Source organism: Streptomyces sp. NPDC056835 (genome assembly GCF_042789485.1).
Taxonomy (GTDB): Bacteria; Actinomycetota; Actinomycetes; order Streptomycetales; family Streptomycetaceae; genus Streptomyces.
Genome location: NZ_JBHUBB010000049.1, coordinates 28652 through 45207, shown reverse-complemented (window position 1 = coordinate 45207; position 16556 = coordinate 28652). Strand labels below are relative to the sequence as shown.

The 16556-nt window shown below is 68.2% G+C and carries 15 protein-coding genes; 8 read left to right on the top strand and 7 right to left on the bottom strand.

Annotated elements, in window-relative coordinates; translation table 11 throughout:
• Positions 1-1988 precede the first annotated feature (1988 nt).
• Positions 1989-3341 (top strand): tetratricopeptide repeat protein, encoded by a 1353-nt coding sequence (locus ACFRMN_RS35830; RefSeq protein WP_383028006.1) that lies wholly within the window; start codon positions 1989-1991, stop codon positions 3339-3341.
• A gap of 45 nt (positions 3342-3386) precedes the next feature.
• Here ACFRMN_RS35830 and ACFRMN_RS35825 read toward each other — a convergent pair whose 3' ends face one another.
• Positions 3387-5204 (bottom strand): bifunctional metallophosphatase/5'-nucleotidase, encoded by a 1818-nt coding sequence (locus tag ACFRMN_RS35825; RefSeq protein ID WP_383028004.1) that lies wholly within the window; start codon positions 5202-5204, stop codon positions 3387-3389.
• Between the two features lie 199 nt (positions 5205-5403).
• Here ACFRMN_RS35825 and mshD point away from each other — a divergent pair, with 199 nt between their 5' ends.
• The 7 genes from mshD to ACFRMN_RS35790 all read left to right on the top strand — a co-directional run bounded on the left by mshD (position 5404) and on the right by ACFRMN_RS35790 (position 12961).
• Positions 5404-6324, top strand: coding sequence for a mycothiol synthase (gene mshD / locus ACFRMN_RS35820; protein WP_383028002.1), 921 nt, complete (start codon positions 5404-5406; stop codon positions 6322-6324).
• A gap of 116 nt (positions 6325-6440) precedes the next feature.
• Positions 6441-6875 (top strand): GntR family transcriptional regulator, encoded by a 435-nt coding sequence (locus ACFRMN_RS35815; protein ID WP_383028000.1) that lies wholly within the window; start codon positions 6441-6443, stop codon positions 6873-6875.
• The gene (locus ACFRMN_RS35810) at positions 6872-7831 is read left to right on the top strand and encodes an ABC transporter ATP-binding protein (protein WP_383027998.1); all 960 of its coding nucleotides are present in this window, start codon (positions 6872-6874) and stop codon (positions 7829-7831) included. Before ACFRMN_RS35815 ends, ACFRMN_RS35810 begins: the two co-directional genes overlap by 4 nt.
• Positions 7828-8796, top strand: a complete 969-nt coding sequence (locus ACFRMN_RS35805; RefSeq protein WP_383027996.1) for an ABC transporter permease — start codon at positions 7828-7830, stop codon at positions 8794-8796. Before ACFRMN_RS35810 ends, ACFRMN_RS35805 begins: the two co-directional genes overlap by 4 nt.
• 358 nt (positions 8797-9154) lie before the next feature.
• Positions 9155-11383: an RNA degradosome polyphosphate kinase gene (locus tag ACFRMN_RS35800; RefSeq protein ID WP_383027994.1), complete on the top strand. Its 2229-nt coding sequence runs from the start codon at positions 9155-9157 to the stop codon at positions 11381-11383.
• 1 nt (position 11384) lies between these two features.
• Positions 11385-12467, top strand: coding sequence for a CHAD domain-containing protein (locus tag ACFRMN_RS35795; protein ID WP_383028010.1), 1083 nt, complete (start codon positions 11385-11387; stop codon positions 12465-12467).
• 89 nt (positions 12468-12556) lie between these two features.
• Positions 12557-12961: an NUDIX hydrolase gene (locus tag ACFRMN_RS35790; protein ID WP_383028008.1), complete on the top strand. Its 405-nt coding sequence runs from the start codon at positions 12557-12559 to the stop codon at positions 12959-12961.
• Between the two features lie 56 nt (positions 12962-13017).
• Here ACFRMN_RS35790 and ACFRMN_RS35785 read toward each other — a convergent pair whose 3' ends face one another.
• From ACFRMN_RS35785 to ACFRMN_RS35760, 6 genes are all read right to left on the bottom strand, one after another.
• Positions 13018-13920 carry a JmjC domain-containing protein gene (locus tag ACFRMN_RS35785; RefSeq protein ID WP_383027992.1) on the bottom strand — a complete coding sequence of 301 codons (903 nt, stop codon included), beginning with the start codon at positions 13918-13920 and terminating at the stop codon, positions 13018-13020.
• 26 nt (positions 13921-13946) lie between these two features.
• A complete protein-coding gene (locus ACFRMN_RS35780) occupies positions 13947-14396 on the bottom strand; it encodes a hypothetical protein (protein WP_383027990.1) in 450 nt (149 codons plus the stop codon).
• A gap of 86 nt (positions 14397-14482) precedes the next feature.
• Positions 14483-14800, bottom strand: a complete 318-nt coding sequence (locus ACFRMN_RS35775) for a DUF397 domain-containing protein (protein WP_383027988.1) — start codon at positions 14798-14800, stop codon at positions 14483-14485.
• A 50-nt stretch (positions 14801-14850) separates the two neighbouring features.
• Positions 14851-15705 carry a helix-turn-helix domain-containing protein gene (locus ACFRMN_RS35770; protein ID WP_383027986.1) on the bottom strand — a complete coding sequence of 285 codons (855 nt, stop codon included), beginning with the start codon at positions 15703-15705 and terminating at the stop codon, positions 14851-14853.
• Positions 15706-15752: 47 nt separating this feature from the next.
• Positions 15753-16280, bottom strand: coding sequence for a DUF6879 family protein (locus ACFRMN_RS35765; protein ID WP_383027984.1), 528 nt, complete (start codon positions 16278-16280; stop codon positions 15753-15755).
• Positions 16258-16485, bottom strand: coding sequence for a hypothetical protein (locus ACFRMN_RS35760; RefSeq protein WP_365909899.1), 228 nt, complete (start codon positions 16483-16485; stop codon positions 16258-16260). Before ACFRMN_RS35760 ends, ACFRMN_RS35765 begins: the two co-directional genes overlap by 23 nt.
• Between the last annotated feature and the right edge of the window lie 71 nt (positions 16486-16556).

Here is a 16556-nt window from a genome sequence, read left to right as displayed (position 1 = left end):
ACGCTCGGCTGGGAAACCCCAGCCGAGCGCCTGTCTAAACTGCTCGCGGCCTGATCAACCGACCACGGTGTTGCAACGACCCCTCGAATTCGCCCCCCAAGAGTGGCGGGGCTTTGTCGTGATCAGGCCTCGCGATCAGGCAGCGAGCCCGAGCCGGCGGGCCAACGTGCGGCGTGTGAGCCCGTGGGGCTGAGCCTGGCCCGGTGCCCTGTCGTCCAGGTACACACCCCACCCCATACTTCCGAGATTCCACGGCAACGGGTGAAGACAGACCCCGTACCGTTCAGCAACCCCGGCCCGGACGATTTCGGCGGCGAGCCGGTGCAACTCGGATACGGCGTCCGCGCGCGCATCGCGCCCCACGATGAATGTCCGGCTCATGCCGCTACCCGCTCTTCGTCCCAGTGCGTCCACGGTTCCGCGGCGGGGACCATACGCCCGGTCTCGACAGACCGCGCCCACTCGTAATGCCCGACCAAGCGCCCGGTACAGAGCGTGTGGACGACCATTCGGAATCGTGAGATGTGGCCAGACATGAGCCGTGCGGCCATTGCTGAATACGTGTGCAGCGCGCGGACGAGTTGCGCGTCATTGGAGATGAGATCTCGCGTGTCTGCGGTGGAGGGACGGGTGTCCAGGGTGAAGCGAAGCGGAATCGGCGCAGCCGACGCGACGCAGGAGCGCCCTTGACACCCGACCCGGAACCGCGAAACTCAAAGCTCAGGGGCGGCCCCCACCCGCCACCCAACCCCCCGGCCCACCCCGACTACCCCCGGCCCTCACCTCACGCCGACCCAGTCAGCGGCCACACACATTGCACGGATCGCTTCCGGTCCTGGTGACTTTATTGCCGTCGTCGTCCGTCTCCCAGATATCGGCGCGGGATCCATTACACCCTGGGGTCGGGCAGGAAATGTTTTCTCGAAGCTGGCCCATTGACGAACCCTTCCGCTTCTCGACTACCAGAGCCGCATCGGTGGCACGGAATCCGCGTCACCTCGGTCAGCCCGGCATGGGGTGAATAGTGGTACAGGTCCCGGACTTGTCCGGGACATTCATACTTTTCGCAGTCTGCTGTTGCCCATCGAACTCCGCGCCCCATGCTGTCCAGCGTGGAGGCATTACAGAACAGGCAAGGGAACGGATTCAATCCGTTCTCATTGACCACATAGGCGATCGCCTCGTGGTTCTGGCAGTCTGGGCAGATCCAGGCCATAGCCGCTCCCCTATTGGTTAGGGGGTGGATTATGGTCCGTGCGGACCACGGCCGATCAGCGTTTCAGACCTGGTTCACTCGTGTGTGTGATGCCAGATGAGGGAGATCACCGGGGTGGCACCATCGAGGCACCCGCCGCATTTACGGGAACCGTTGGTCCGGCGAGCACTCAGCTCGCCGCGTCCAGACATGCGAGGCAGTTGACGACACGGAGCCATTGGATCCAGTACTCACCGTCAGCCGGGAGAGCACCGCAATCGGCTTTACCGCCCTCCACACCGTTTCGGGTTCGGACTCCGCCACGTACGCGGTGCACCGTCATGACGTCATCGCCCCACGTGCCCGCCATCCACTCGCCGGTCATGCCGGTCATTCCGAATCTCCGCTCTTCCTGGATGGCGGGAATTCAAAGTTCCGTGCGAAGAAGGCGGAATCGTCCAGCCTGGACAACTGGGCATGGATCGTCCGTTCCTCCAACCGTCGCAACTGGGCGGCCTTGGACACCAACTCCGCGAGGACGGCCCTTCGGTACCGCGCGACCGCGCGTCGCCGCCTGACAAGCCCCGCGTAGTGCCACAGATCGTGGAAGACAGTCACCACCAACACTCCCTACTCGCCGGCCACCCGAGCGCGTCGCCTGGTTTCGTCATGATCGTCACTCCTCCATTCCCTTCTCACTCCAGGCAACGTGACGACTACTCACAGCGCTACTGTGGTGACAGCGACAGGACTTAATACCTTTAAGGGCTATCCGCGCGGGGAGTTGGAGCCAGTGAGGACACCGGAGCCGAACACGGCACTTGCGCGGCTGTACCGCGAGAGCGGGTGGACCCTGCGCCAACTCGCCCAAGAGGTCAACCGCATCGGGACCGAACGAGGGACACCACTCAAGTACCGGGAACCCTCAGTGCACCAGTGGCTGAAGGGGCACCTGCCCAAGGAGGGCACCCGATCACTCGTCCTGGAGGCGTTCGCCCGGAGGCTGCTACGCCCTGTCACCCACGCCGAGGCAGGGTTCCCCACTCCCCCGGAAGGGTCGAACGCCCATCCGGGTACGGTGGAAGGGCTGATTGACCTCGGGAGGCAGGATATGGATCCGTCCCGCCGCAGCGTCGTGGGCGCGGCATTGTTCTCCGTCGCTCTTACCGTTCCCAATTGGCCGGACGTTCTAGGCCGGATGGAAGCCGCCCAGACCGGAAGGACCCAGCGCATAGGGATGGCCGAAGTCGAGATGGTCATTGCCATGACCGAGCGGGTATCGGAACTGGACGATCAATTCGGAGGACGGCACGCCCGGCCCATGGCAGCGGCATTCTTGGTCAACACGGTCGCCCCGTATCTACGGGCGGATGCTCCCGAGCCCGTCCGCAAAGCGATGATGTCGGCGGCTTCCGATCTGTGCTACCTCACCGGATATATGGCCGTCGACGAGGGGGTTCACGGTCTGGCCCAGAAGTATTATCTGAAAGCCTTGGAGTTGGCCGGGGCATCCGAGGACCATCTCACCTATTGCACCACGTTACGTGGAATGAGCGTCCAGGCCGTTGACCTCGGACACGGAAAGGCCGCGATGCGACTCGCGGATGCCGCCGCCGCGGCTTCCCCGCAGGCCGGTCCTCGAATGCGGGCCTTTCTCGCCGGGCAACAGGCCCATGCGTCGGCGCAGATCGGCGACCGTTCGAACGCCCTCTTGTATCTTCGAGAGGCCGAAGTGGCCATGGACAAAGCAGAATCACAGCGGAGAGCTTTCGGTTCCTATGATCCAGCGGCCTTGAATTACCACACCAGCCAGGTTCGGTACGAGCTGGGTGACGTTGCGGGCGCGGTAGAAGCGATGCAGCAGTCCGACAGGTTGAGATCCAGCGTCTATCGGCGCACTCGCGTCCATAGGCGCGGAATCACCGCCGAACGCCAGTTGGCCATGGGGCACTTGGAAGCAGCATGTGCCACCTGGAACAGCGCGCTGGACGACTATCCGCATGTTCAGTCGGGACGGGCCGATCAGCGCATGCGCGCCATGCTGCGACTCGTCACACCCCATCTCAAGAATCACGCGGCTCGTGAACTCTACGAGCGAGCGCGCTCGGTCACCCCCGCGCTCGCCCGGCACGCCAAAGGGCGGTGAGCCCATGGCCCACCGCCCCTCGGTGTTACGCGACTACCGGTACCGCTACTTCAGGATCGTGATCCTGTCCGCCGCCGGCGGGGCCAGCGGCGCCTGCGCCGTGGAGTTCGCCGCCAGGTAGGCGTTGAAGAGGTCCAGGTCCGACGGGCCGACCAGCTTGTTCTTGCCCTGGCCCAGGACCGCGAAGCCGTCGCCGCCGCCGCCGAGGAACTCGTTCATCGCGACGCGGTACGTCTTCGCCGGGTCGATCGCCGCGCCGTCCAGCTTCACCGAGTCCGTGACGACCCGGGCCGCGCCCGTCTTCGTCATGTCCAGGGTGTAGGTGAAGCCCTTCGAGACCTGAAGGATCTTCGGGGACGCCTCGTTCGAGCCGCTGACCTGCTGCTGGAGCGCCGTGATCAGCTGGGCGCCGGTCAGGTCCACCACGTTCATCATGTTGGTGAACGGCTGCACCGTGAAGGCCTCGCCGTAGGTCACCACGCCGTCGCCCTCACTGCCCGACGCCTTGTGGACCAGGTCCGCCCTGATCCCGCCCGGGTTCATGAAGGCGATCTGCGCGCCGCCCTTGTCCGCCGGTGCCGTGCCCGCGAGCTGCGCGTCCGCGATCACATCGCCGAGCGGCGACTCCGGGGTCGACGCGCCGCGGCCGTTGATGTCCGCGGAGATGAAGCCCTGCGGGGCGTTGGCGATCGGCGCGGCCAGCTTGTTCCAGCGCGCGATCAGGTCGGTCATGTCCTGGGCCTTGGCCTGGTCACGGCTGACGATGTGGTTGGCCGACTTCACGCTCGTCCGCACGATGTCGTTCGTACGCAGGTCGTAGGTGAGCGTGGTGTCCGTGTAGAGCTTGCCGAACGACGAAGCGGACGTGACCAGACGCGGGTTGCCGGACGGGTCCGGGATCGTGCACGCGTACGCCTGGTGCGTGTGGCCCGTCACCAGCGCGTCGACACTCGGCGAGATGCCCTTGGCGATGTCGACGATCGGCCCGGAGATGCCGTCACCGGCGCCGGGGCTGTCACAGTCGTAGTTGTACGAGGTGGACGCGGGCGCCCCGCCCTCGTGGATCAGCGCGACGATCGACTTGACGCCCTGCCGCTCCAGTTCCTTGGCGTACTTGTTGACCGTCTCTATCTCGTCGTGGAACTTGAGTCCCTTGACGCCTTCGGCGGTCACGATGTTCGGCGTGCCCTCCAGGGTCACCCCGATGAAGCCGACCTTGACGCCGTTCTTCTTCCAGACCGTGTACGGCTTGAGGACCGGCTTGCCGGTCTTCTCCGACGTCACGTTGGCGGCGAGATACGGGAAGTCGGCGCCCTTGAACTTCTTCCCCTTCTCGTAGCAGCCCTCCGTCGGGTGGCAGCCGCCGTTCTGGAGACGGCCCAGCTCGACCGCGCCCTCGTCGAACTCGTGGTTGCCGACGGTCGTCACATCGAGGTCGATCTTGTTGAGCGCCTCGATGGTCGGCTCGTCGTGGAAGAGGCCGGACAGCAGCGGGCTCGCGCCCACCATGTCGCCGCCGGCCGCGGTGATGGAGTACGGGTTGCCCTTGCGCGCGGTGCGCAGCGAGGTCGCGAGGTACTCGACGCCACCGGCGGGGATCGCCTTGGTCGTGCCGTCGGCCTGCTTCTCGGTGACGGTCCCCGCGGAGCCCGCGGGCGCCTCCAGGTTGCCGTGCAGGTCGTTGAACGACAGCAGCTGTACGTCAACGGTCTTCGGCTTGTGATTGTCGTGGCCCTTGCCATGGCCGGGCTCGGTCGCGGTGGCGGTCGGCATCGCGGCGAAAAGTGCGCCGACGGTGGCCAGACCTGCGGCAGCGGCGAGCACCCGCCGTGCCGCGCGGTTCTTCTGCGGTGTCGCTGACATCGATCCCCTTGGTGAATTCAGCGTGAGGGTGGTGAAGAAAGTCGGAAGTTTCACGAAGACTGCGAGCGGCAGCCTAGAGTCAACGCGCGTAGCGCGACAGGGGGTACTGGGTTACGAGCTGGTTGCCTTTGCGGGTGCGGCGGCTGTCGCGGCCGGGGCCATACCACGTCCCGCCGCGCCCCGGCCGTACCCTCGACCCATGACTGACGCAGTAGCCCGCGAGCCCGGCCGGCAGATCCAGACCCTCGACGCGCTCACCCCCGAGCAGGCCGAAGACGTACTCGTCCTGCTGGCGGAGGCCGCCGACTCGGACGGGGTGCAGGCCGTCTCCGAGCAGGGCCGGCTCCAGTTGCGCGGCGGACACCGCGAGGGCGTACGGCACTTCCTGCTCACCGTCGACGGTGAACTCGTCGGCTACGGACAGCTGGAGGACACCGATCCCATCGAGGCCCCGGCCGCCGAGCTGGTCGTACGCCCCGGGCGCCGGGGCCAGGGCCACGGCCGGGCGCTCGGTGCGGCGCTGCTCGGCGCGTCCGGGAAGCGGCTGCGGGTGTGGGCGCACGGCGGCAGGTCGGCCGCCCGGCATCTGGCCCAGGTTCTCGGGCTGACCCTCTTCCGTGAACTGCGCCAGCTGCGGCGGCCACTGGTCCCGCCCGCGATCCCCGAGCCGGTGCTGCCCGCCGGAGTCACCATCCGTACGTTCGTCCCCGGCCAGGACGACGCGGCCTGGCTCGCGGTCAACGCCGCCGCCTTCGCCCACCACCCCGAGCAGGGCGCGCTGGCCCAGCGGGACCTGGACGACCGTATCGCCGAGCCGTGGTTCGACCCGAAGGGCTTCTTCCTGGCCGAGCGCGACGGCGAGCTGATCGGTTTCCACTGGACCAAGGTGCACGCCGAGGAGCAGCTGGGTGAGGTGTACGTCCTCGGCATCAGGCCGGACGCGCAGGGCGGCGGACTCGGCAAGGCGCTCACCGCGATCGGGCTGCGGCATCTGGCGGCGCAGGGGCTGCCGACCGCGATGCTCTATGTGGACGCCGACAACACGGCGGCGGTGACGGTGTACGAGCGGCTCGGCTTCAGCACGCACGAGGTGGATCTGATGTACCGCACGGAATCGTGACGTACCGCACGGAGTCCTGAACCGACGGACAAGGGGAGTCGAGGGGCGGCGTGCTTGACGCCGCCCCTCTCTTACGACACTCTTTCACTACTTACCTAGTGAAAGGGTGGTTGCGGATGATCGAATACCGCATCGACCGGCGCAGCGGGGTCGCCACCTACCACCAGATCGTCCAGCAGACGAAACAGGCCCTGCGCCTCGGCCTGCTGGAGCCCGGCGACAAACTGCCCACCGCGCGTGAGGTGGTGGCGGCCACCGCCATCAACCCCAACACCGTGCTGAAGGCCTACCGCGAGCTGGAACGCGAGGGGCTGGCCGAAGGGCGGCGCGGGCTGGGCACGTTCGTACGGGGCACCCTCGGCCGGGGCTCCGCCGACAGCGCGCTGCGGACGGAGCTGGCCGCCTGGGCGGACCGCGCCCGCGCGGAAGGGCTCGACAAGGACGACGTGACCGCGCTCTTCAACTCCGTCGTCGAAGAGCGCTTCGACGAACACAAGCCACACGACACACCCAGCACACATGACACACGCACCAAGGGGGACGACGCATGACTGTGGCGGCGATCGAGGCGACCGGCCTCGGCAAACGCTTCGCGGGAATGGGGCGGCGCGAGCGCTGGGCGCTGCGCGGCTGCTCCTTCCGGATTCCCGCCGGGCGCGTCTGCGCCCTCGTCGGCCCCAACGGCGCCGGCAAGTCGACGCTGCTCGCCCACGCGGCCGGGCTGCTCGTTCCCACCGAGGGAGCCGTACGCGTCCACGGCACGGCACCGGCCGACGCCCGCGCGCGCCTCGCCTACGTCGCCCAGGACAAGCCGCTGTACCCGCAGCTGACGGTCGGTGAGACGCTGCGCATGGGCCGCGAGCTGAACCCGGAGCGCTGGGACGCGGCGGCGGCCGAGCGGATCATCGAGGGCGGCGGCCCGGGGAGCGCGCTCGATCACGGCCAGCGGGTCCGTTCGCTCTCCGGCGGCCAGCGCACCCGCGTGGCGCTCGCCCTCGCGCTCGGCAAGCGCCCCGAACTGCTGATGCTGGACGAGCCGATGGCGGATCTCGACCCGCTGGCGCGCCATCAGCTGATGGGCGCCCTGATGGCCGACGCCGAGGAACACGGCACCACCGTCGTGATCTCCTCGCACATCCTCACGGAGCTGGCCGACGCCTGCGACTATCTGCTGCTCGTGGACGGCGGCCGGGTACGGCTCGGCGGCGAGGTGGAGGACATCCTCACCGCGCACCTGCTGGTGAGCGGAGCGGCACGGGATCTGGCCGACCTCGCGCCGCACACGGTCGTCGAGTCCCGTACGGCGGGGCGCGGAGGTACGGCGCTGATCCGGCCGGACGGACCGCTGGACAGCAACTTGCAGACCGCCGAACCCTCCCTGGAGGAACTGCTGTTGGCACATCTGCGCTCCCCGGGCGCGCCCGCCCTGCTCACCCCGAGCGCCGAATCGCCGGAGGGCGACGGCGACGGAACCGGCGAGCGCGACCGTACGGCGGTGGCGGCATGAGCACGTCGACCCTGCGCGGCCCGGTCTGGGTCGCCGTACGCCAGCACCGCCGCGTGCTGTGGGCGGCGACCGCACTCCTCGTACTCACCGCCCTGATCCTGCTCTACCAGCGGTACTCGGCGACGAGCGCGGCGAGTGATTTCGCCGGCACGGGCTGTTCCGTGCAGGTCACCACGACCGACTGCGGGGGCACGGTCCGGGGCTTCCTCGACGCCCAGTTGGACCTCCACAACTGGCTCGGCTACACGGGCGTCGTGCTGTTCGTGCTCCCCGGAGTCGTCGGCGCCTTCGTGGCGGGTCCGGTGATCGGCAGGGAGCTGGAGTCCGGGACGTACAAGCTCGCCTGGACCCAGTCCGTCTCCCCCGCCCGCTGGCTCATGTCGAAGCTCGCGGTCCCCGTGGCGTGGACGGTCGTCGGCTGCACGGCGCTGGTGGTCCTCTACCGCTGGTCCAGGTTCCAGGGGCCGGAGGGCGTGTACACCGTCCATTGGTACGACAAACTCGGCTTCGCCGGGCTCGGCCCGCTGCCCATCGCGTACGGCCTCCTCGGTATCGCGCTCGGCGCGCTCGCCGGGCTGCTGGTGCGCCGTACGCTCCTGGCGATGTCCGCCACCGCGCTCGCCGTGGGCGGGGCCATGCTCGCCATGATCACGTGGGTGCGCCCGTACCTGTGGCCCATAGAGACCATCACGGGCGACGGACGCCTTCCGGGCCCGTCGGCCTGGACGCTCCAGGACGGCGTCATCCTGGCCTCGGGCGAGCGGATGACCCGAGAGCAGTGCGGGGCCACGGACTGGGCGTCGTCCCCCTGCCGGGATCTCCTCGAAGGGCGCGCGCGCTTCACCGACTACCACCCCGCCTCCCATTTCTGGCCGCTCCAGCTCATGGAGACCGGGATCGTGCTGGTCGTGGCCGCGGCGGTCGCCTTCGCGGCCTTCCGGGTGCTGCGCCGCAGCCACGCCTGACGTCAAAAGCCGCACGCACGGGCCCGCCTGACGTCAGAGGCCGGACACACCGCCCCGCCTGACATCGGGGCCGGACGACGCACCGGCCCCCGACGTCAGGCGGCCCCCACCCGGGGCCACCGCCTCACCCACGGCTACGGTGGGGCTCCCCAGAGGCAGCACACCGCCCCCGGGGAGCCCCGTCCCGCTTCCCTTCACGTCATGTCGCCGTTACCAGCCATTCAGACGCTCTTGCGACCCTCTCTGAATGCAGCCCGCTGTGCCCCCCACGCCGAACGGCAGGACCAACGGCACGATCCACCTCGCCCCCGCACTCTCCGACGCGCCCGTCGTGCCCTCAGCGCGGAACAATAGGGACATGAGCCAGCAGCCCGCCGAGGTACCGGTCCAGCACCCCCAGCCGTCCGTCGGCTTCATAGCCGCCCACCGGCCCCACACCGTGGCCGCGACCAGCTCCGACCTCGAACCCGATCTCGACGCCGATCTGGACTCCTACGAGGAGGAGAGCGGCCCGGAAGGCACGGATCTGCCCCAGGGCAGGTTCCTCGACCGCGAGCGCAGCTGGCTCGCGTTCAACGAACGGGTCCTTGAGCTGGCGGAGGACCCCACCACGCCGCTCCTCGAACGGGCTAACTTCCTCGCCATCTTCGCGTCCAACCTGGACGAGTTCTTCATGGTCAGGGTGGCCGGCCTGAAGCGGCGCATCGCGACCGGTGTCGCCACCCGCTCCGCGTCCGGCCTCCAGCCGCGCGAGGTGCTGGATCTGATCTGGACCCGCTCGCGCGAGCTCATGGCCCGGCACGCCGCCTGCTACCAGCAGGATGTCGCCCCGGCCCTGGCCGACGAGGGCATACACATCATCCGCTGGCCCGAGCTGACCGAGAAGGAGCAGGCGCGGCTCGTCACGCTCTTCCGCCAGCAGATCTTCCCGGTCCTCACGCCCCTCGCCGTGGACCCGGCGCACCCCTTCCCGTACATCTCCGGCCTCTCCCTCAACCTGGCCGTGACCGTACGCAACCCGGTGAGCGGCCACCGTCACTTCGCGCGGGTCAAGGTTCCGCCGCTGCTCTCCCGCTTCCTGGAGGCGTCCCCCTCGCGGTACGTGCCGCTTGAGGACGTGATCGCCGCGCAGCTGGAGGAGCTGTTCCCCGGGATGGAGGTGCTGGCGCACCACATGTTCCGGGTCACGCGCAACGAGGACCTGGAGGTGGAGGAGGACGACGCCGAGAACCTCCTCAAGGCGCTGGAGAAGGAGCTCATGCGGCGCCGCTTCGGCCCGCCGGTCCGGCTGGAGGTCGAGGAGGACATCGCGCCCGAGGTCCTGGACCGGCTGGTGCGCGAGCTGAAGGTGACCGACGCGGAGGTCTATCCGCTGCCGGGGCCGCTGGATCTCACCGCGCTCTTCGGGATCTCGTCGCTGGACCGGCCCGAGCTGAAGTACCCGAAGTTCATCGCGGGTACGAACCGCCAGCTCGCCGAGGTGGAGTCCGCCTCCGCGCCCGACATATTCGCGGCCCTGCGCAATCGCGATGTGCTGCTGCACCACCCGTACGACTCGTTCTCGACCTCCGTCCAGGCCTTCCTGGAACAGGCCGCGGCCGATCCGGACGTACTGGCCATCAAGCAGACGCTGTACCGGACGTCCGGCGACTCCCCGATCGTGGACGCGTTGATAGACGCCGCCGAGTCCGGCAAGCAGGTCCTCGTCCTCGTCGAGATCAAGGCCCGCTTCGACGAGCAGGCCAACATCAAGTGGGCGCGCAAGCTGGAGGAGGCCGGCTGCCATGTGGTCTACGGCCTGGTCGGGCTGAAGACGCACTGCAAGCTCTCGCTGGTGGTACGGCAGGAGGGCGAGTCCCTGCGCCGCTACAGCCATGTCGGCACCGGCAACTACCACCCGAAGACGGCGCGGCTGTACGAAGACCTCGGCCTGCTCACCGCGGACCCGCGCGTCGGCGCGGATCTGTCCGACCTGTTCAACCGGCTGTCCGGCTACTCGCGCCGGGAGACCTACCGGCGGCTGCTGGTCGCCCCGAAGTCGCTGCGTGACGGGCTCATCTCCCGGATCAACAAGGAAATAGCGCACCACCGCGCCGGCCGCCCCGCCTCTGTCCGTATCAAGGTCAACTCGATGGTCGACGAAGCGGTCATCGACGCCTGTTACCGGGCCTCCCAGGCCGGGGTGCCGGTGGACATCTGGGTACGCGGGATCTGTGCCGTACGTCCCGGGGTCGCCGGACTCTCCGAGAACATCCGGGTCCGCTCGATCCTCGGCCGCTTCCTGGAACACTCCCGGATCTTCGCCTTCGGCAACGGCGGGGAGCCCGAGGTCTGGATCGGCAGCGCCGACATGATGCACCGCAATCTCGACCGTCGTATCGAAGCCCTTGTCCGGATCACCGATCCGGCCCACCGCGCGGCGATAACCCGGCTGTTGGAGACCGGGATGTCCGACACCACGTCCTCCTGGCATCTCGGCGCGGACGGCAACTGGACCCGGCATTCCACGGATGCGGAGGGCCAGCCGCTGCGGAACGTTCAGGAAATGCTCATAGACGCCCGGAGGCGCCGGCGTGCAGCACCATGAAGTGGACACCGACCGGCTTACCGCGTCCGGACCCGACCGGCTTACCTCGTCCGGCCCCGACGGGCTGACCGCGGGCGAGGTCCTGGCCGGCTATCTGCACTCCCACGCCGGTGACTTCCTGCGCGGCCTGCGGCTGTACGGGGAGAGCGGCGCGGACACGGCGGCGGCCGAGTCGGCCGCCCTGGCACTGCGCGGCGCGGCGCGCAGGATCGGGGGCGGTCTGCATACGTTCCGGCCGCTGCTCGACCCCGGCTGGGCCGACCAGCTCCGTACGGAGCTCGGCTGGCTGTCCGGCACCCTGGCCCAGGAGTACGCCTGTACGGCCCGGCTGCACCGGCTGGTGGGGGCGCTGGCCAGGCTCTCGGGCGCGGCGCCCGTGCCCGTGGGCGCCCCGGCTTCATCGCTCGGTGCCGTACCCGGCGCGCGTGCCCAGGACGGGGCCGGCGGGCCGCCGCCCGGGACGCTCACCGTCGGCGCGTCCCGCGCGGGCGCGCTGCTGGAGCGGCAGCTGACCCTCGCCAGGACACGCGCGCACTCGGCGGCGCTCCAGGCGCTCGGCTCGTCACGCTTCCACGCGGTGGCGGACGCGGTGGCCGTGCTGGCCTCGGAAGTACCGCTGTCACCGCTCGCCAGTGCCCCCGCCGTCGAAGTGCTCGCCGGTCCCGGCGAGGCCACCGAGCGGCAGTTGCTGGACGCCGTCGCGGCCCTGCCGCTGGCGCGGGCGGCCCATCCGTACAACGCGGAGGCGCTGGTCCACGGCCTCGCGACCTCGTCGGAGGGCGAGGCGCAGGACGCTCCCTGGCACCACGTACGGCAGCTGCTGCGACTGCACCGGTACGCCCAGGAGGTGTGGTGCCCCGGCGGCGCCCCCGACCCGGTGCTGCTGGGCGCGGGCCAGGCGCTGGACCGGCACCGCGACGCGGCCGAGGCGGCGGCTGCGGCGGCGAACGCGGCCCGTACCCCCCGGATCGCGCCGACGACGGCGTACGCCCTGGGCGTGCTGCACGCGGACCAGCGCCATGAGGTGGAGGCGGCGCGCTTCGCGTTCCAGCAGGTGTGGCAGAAGGCGGCGGTGGCACGGTGACGGCGACACCGGGCCCGGGTCCGGGCGCGGGGCCCGAGGGGCGGCCGGGGCCCGAGGGGCGGCCGGGGTCCCAGGGGCGCGGGCGGGGAATCGTCCGCGCGGGCGGGTGCGTGCTCTGGCGCCGCTCGCCGTACGGGGACGGCGGTACGGAGATCTGCCTGGTGCACCGCCCGAAGTACGACGACTGGTCCCACCCCAAGGGCAAGCTCAAGCGCGCGGAGGACACGCTGGCCGGGGCCCTGCGCGAGGTCCTGGAGGAAACCGGCCACCACTGCGTGCCGGGAACCCGGCTCGCCACCGTGCGCTATCTGGCACAGGGGCGCCCCAAAGAGGTCACGTACTGGGCCGCCGAGGCGACGGACGGGACGTTCGTCCCGAACGACGAGGTCGACCGCGTGGCGTGGCTGCCCCCGTCGGCGGCCCGCGACCGGCTGACGCAGCCCCGCGACCGGCTGCTGGTGGACGCGCTCCTGAACGCGCTGCACGCGACGTAGCGCCTGTCGGCCGGGAGCGGGCTGGGTCACCGGCCCGGGCGTTGGGGTCCTGCGGATCAAGTGGAGTACTCCAGCTCAGTCACGGCGGCCTGCCTTACGACCAGGGCGAGTTCGTCCACGTCCAAGGCCGCGAGGTACTTCACCAGCGCGTCGCGCGTCTCGTGCACACGCTCGGCCAGCGCCGCACCCCTGATGTCGCGGGGCAGAATGATCCGACGGAACGCAGGCTCCTCCATCGCACCCGCGATCAGCTTCTCGGCCAGCCACACCGGGGTGCGCTCCCGGATGGCGAACGTCAGGTGGACGCTGTCCTCGTCTGTGTCCGCCACATACGGGTTGTGAACCCAGCCCCTCGGCAACAGAAGCGATTGCCCTGCCTGGAGATCGAATTCGGCGTCCGGGCCGGCGGCCTCCCAGTCCGGGACATAGTTCTCGCGCCACACCCGCCAGGATTCGTTGAACTCCCTCATCGGCGCTTCCACTTGCGGGCGCCACAATTGCCACCGCTTGACGCCCGCCGCCTGCACGATCACCGCCATCTGCTGATCCCAGTGGTGGCGAAGCCCCTGATTTCCCGGCGGCGTCAGGAACGCGTGGACGTAGTTCGAATATCCCGTCTCCTCCTGGATGGCCCGCGAGATCCTTGCCATGAAGGGAATGACCCTCTGAAGGTTGCCGAGCCGGAGCGTATATCCGTTGCGATAGAGCTTTCGGAGCTTGTCCGGATCGGTACGGCCGTTGGTCATGAAAGCATCACGGTTGAGGGACGGGCTTGGTGCCCTCACCACCGCGATTTCACTCGCGGGCACACATCCGGTGGTGACGTAGTCATTGAGGAACGCCGAAGTGACAATGCGGTCGAGTCCCGTGGTGTCGCGCCGGTACACGCGAGGTTCGTCCGGCCAGGAAGTCAAGAGGTCGGCTACGCCGGTCTCCGGGAGCAGAAGACTGAGCGACATGGCATCCTTTCCCACCCGCTGTGCTGTCAGAGAAGCGGCATCGGGCATGGAATCCGAGAGAGAAAGCGATGAGGGCAGCACACAACTGAGAACGACACCAGATTCGAGGACTTGGTGTAGTGGACCCAGACGGCATCACTGCCCCGTCTGAGCGCGTCCTCCGCGTAGTCGGCCTTCGTATCCAAATCGATGTACGCCTGCTCGCCACCCTCACGCTCGACGGGCAGGTTGGCTCCGTAGGTCTTCTTCAGCCAGTCCACGGCGTCGACGAGATCCGTCCATGCGCGGTCTGCCGACGTCTGGCTTCGGCGCATCAGCCAGTGACCGGTCTGCATCGGCGGCATCGTGGAGGCGAGGAACGCACGGGTCTGCTCGTCGTCGGGGTGTGCCCCTGGGCGGCGTAGCCCTTCCTGCCCGTAGGCGTCCCTGCTGCCGGTCCAGGGACCGTACCCATGCCAGTGTCCTGACCAGCTCATCCGTGCCTTTCCTGGGTGTCGTGGGTTACACCCGGCAGACCGGGTGCAACCCACCTCATGCGGTGCGAGCTGAGGAGGAAGCCGGATCAGAGCACGAGGCCCTGCTTCTTGACCCACCCGACGGCGAAGTCGTTGAGTTCCTTCTCCGTGAAGCGAAGCTCGCGGCCGACGCCCTCGGGCTTGCTGTCGTGAAGTACGTACGAAGGCGTCGCGTCCGGAATCGCACCGACCTCGACGCACGACTCATGCTCGCCGCCCAGGTTGCCTCCGCAGAAGTTCTCGAACTCTGCTCCTTCGGCAGGAAGGCTGTAGATGGTGTTGAGCGGCTCGGTCTCGGCTTTTGCCACAGTTGCCACAGTGATCACCTCGCGCTGCGTAACGCTTACTGACGTGAGGTAGAGCATCGGCCTATGGCTCTACGAGCCTCAATGAACTTCTACGGACTTGCGCGGATTCACCCGAGCGCGTCGATTGCGGCAGTGATCAACTTGCGGGCGTTCGCTCCGCAGACCGCGATGCTGGAGAGCTCTTTGAATGTACGTACATACTCGGCAACTTCACGCGGCTGCGTCACCGTCAGATTCGCCGACACCAGTTCCACCGATGCTTGTACGTCATCGAAGAGGGAAAAGGACTCGGCCGGCCACGCATTACCCCGCTCGGTCCCCATGGGGATGACACCGAGACTCACGGATGGTTGGGATGCCACCGCGATGAGATGGCCGAGTTGGCCGCTCATGATGCGGGCGTCGCCGATCACTGTGCGGAGAACCCACTCCTCCACGAGCATGGCGAATCCCTGATGGCCTGAGCGAAGGACGCGTTGACGTTCCATTCGCACCGCGACAGCGGCGTCAACGTCATCCGGAGCATCCCGCAGGGCAACCACCGTGTTGAGTACAGCACGGGTGTAGTCGGGAGTTTGCAGAAGACCGGGAACGACCCACGACTGGTAGAAGCGGAAGCGCCGGGTTCTCTCGAAGAGCGGCAGCACAGACTGCTGCACCTGCCGGAGCCCGCCCCTCTCCAGGCGCCTCCACTCGACGTACATGCCCTCGATGCCACGGACCGTGGCAATGAGGTCAGCGGTCTGGTCCTCCGCATCGCACAGCCTTGTCCAGACGCGGATGTCGGCGTCGGAGGGCGGTGTCCTGCCGTTTTCGATGCGCGAGGTCTTGGACTCGTGCCACCCGGCAGCCGCCGCCAAAGCGCGGGCCGTCATGCCGAAGTCCTTCCGGATCTCACGCAGGCGCGATCCGAGGGCTTCCTTGGCTTGCTGGACGCTCGATGACGGCGACGACGGGGCCACAGGAGAAGTGTGCCTGTTTCACTCGTAGCTCAGGTTGCACTCGTAGCTCAGGACGGCCTGTACTCCTCGTGTGGCACCGCCCGTTCCCAGACCGCCTCGAAGGCAGCCGAACAGAGCCGCGCGACGGCAGGATCAGCCGTACGCTCCTCGTCCCCTTCCGGGGACAGCTCTCCTTCTCCGGTGAAATGAAGAAACACGACCAGACTGTCGTCGAACAGCCAGAAATCGTTGCCGGGAAGGGCCAGATCCGAAGCCCGGCGGCGGGGAAGCCAACGAACCTGCTCGCCGCCGGCGGCATTACCGGCCGTCATGTGGTGCTCGAACCGGATGTAGTCACTGATCGGCTCGGAGACGATCCGAGCTCGGCGAACCGCTACGCCGCGGCTCGTGATCTCACGCATCAGCTCCACCCAGGGACGCTGATCCGGATCGCCGTCTGGGGAGACGCTGGTCCTATCCTGCTGCCAGGCGATGAAGCGCGGATCCGACCTCATGTAACCGTCCCGCATCTCCAGGTGCACCGCCGACCGATTGGCGAGCCGGAACAGTTCGTCAAACGTGGGTTCCGCCGCCACCGCTCACCTCCGGGAAGAACGTGACCATGTACTTGGGGATCTCTACAACGGTCTCATGGTCGGGAAGATCCATCTGAGACAACCGCTCCTCGTCGAGTACCTTCAAGCCCTGAACCAGGTACTTGTCCGCCACGTCGTCGTAGTACACGGTCGGGGACTTGCCTTCGAGAGAGTTCGGGTCCTTGCCGAGCATGTGCAGAGCCATGATGACCTCCAGCTTCGCGGCTTTCGCTGCTAACGATGCTTGTCTCTCAGCTTGCGGCGAACTCACCTGAG

Excerpts from the sequence above, each read along its gene's own strand:
- ACFRMN_RS35825 (WP_383028004.1), bottom strand. The coding sequence starts at position 5,204 with ATGTCAGCGACACCGCAGAAGAACCGCGCGGCACGGCGGGTGCTCGCC.
- mshD (WP_383028002.1), top strand. The coding sequence starts at position 5,404 with ATGACTGACGCAGTAGCCCGCGAGCCCGGCCGGCAGATCCAGACCCTC.
- ACFRMN_RS35815 (WP_383028000.1), top strand. The coding sequence starts at position 6,441 with ATGATCGAATACCGCATCGACCGGCGCAGCGGGGTCGCCACCTACCAC.
- ACFRMN_RS35810 (WP_383027998.1), top strand. The coding sequence starts at position 6,872 with ATGACTGTGGCGGCGATCGAGGCGACCGGCCTCGGCAAACGCTTCGCG.
- ACFRMN_RS35805 (WP_383027996.1), top strand. The coding sequence starts at position 7,828 with ATGAGCACGTCGACCCTGCGCGGCCCGGTCTGGGTCGCCGTACGCCAG.
- ACFRMN_RS35800 (WP_383027994.1), top strand. The coding sequence starts at position 9,155 with ATGAGCCAGCAGCCCGCCGAGGTACCGGTCCAGCACCCCCAGCCGTCC.
- ACFRMN_RS35785 (WP_383027992.1), bottom strand. The coding sequence starts at position 13,920 with ATGTCGCTCAGTCTTCTGCTCCCGGAGACCGGCGTAGCCGACCTCTTG.
- ACFRMN_RS35780 (WP_383027990.1), bottom strand. The coding sequence starts at position 14,396 with ATGAGCTGGTCAGGACACTGGCATGGGTACGGTCCCTGGACCGGCAGC.
- ACFRMN_RS35775 (WP_383027988.1), bottom strand. The coding sequence starts at position 14,800 with ATGCTCTACCTCACGTCAGTAAGCGTTACGCAGCGCGAGGTGATCACT.
- ACFRMN_RS35760 (WP_365909899.1), bottom strand. The coding sequence starts at position 16,485 with ATGGCTCTGCACATGCTCGGCAAGGACCCGAACTCTCTCGAAGGCAAG.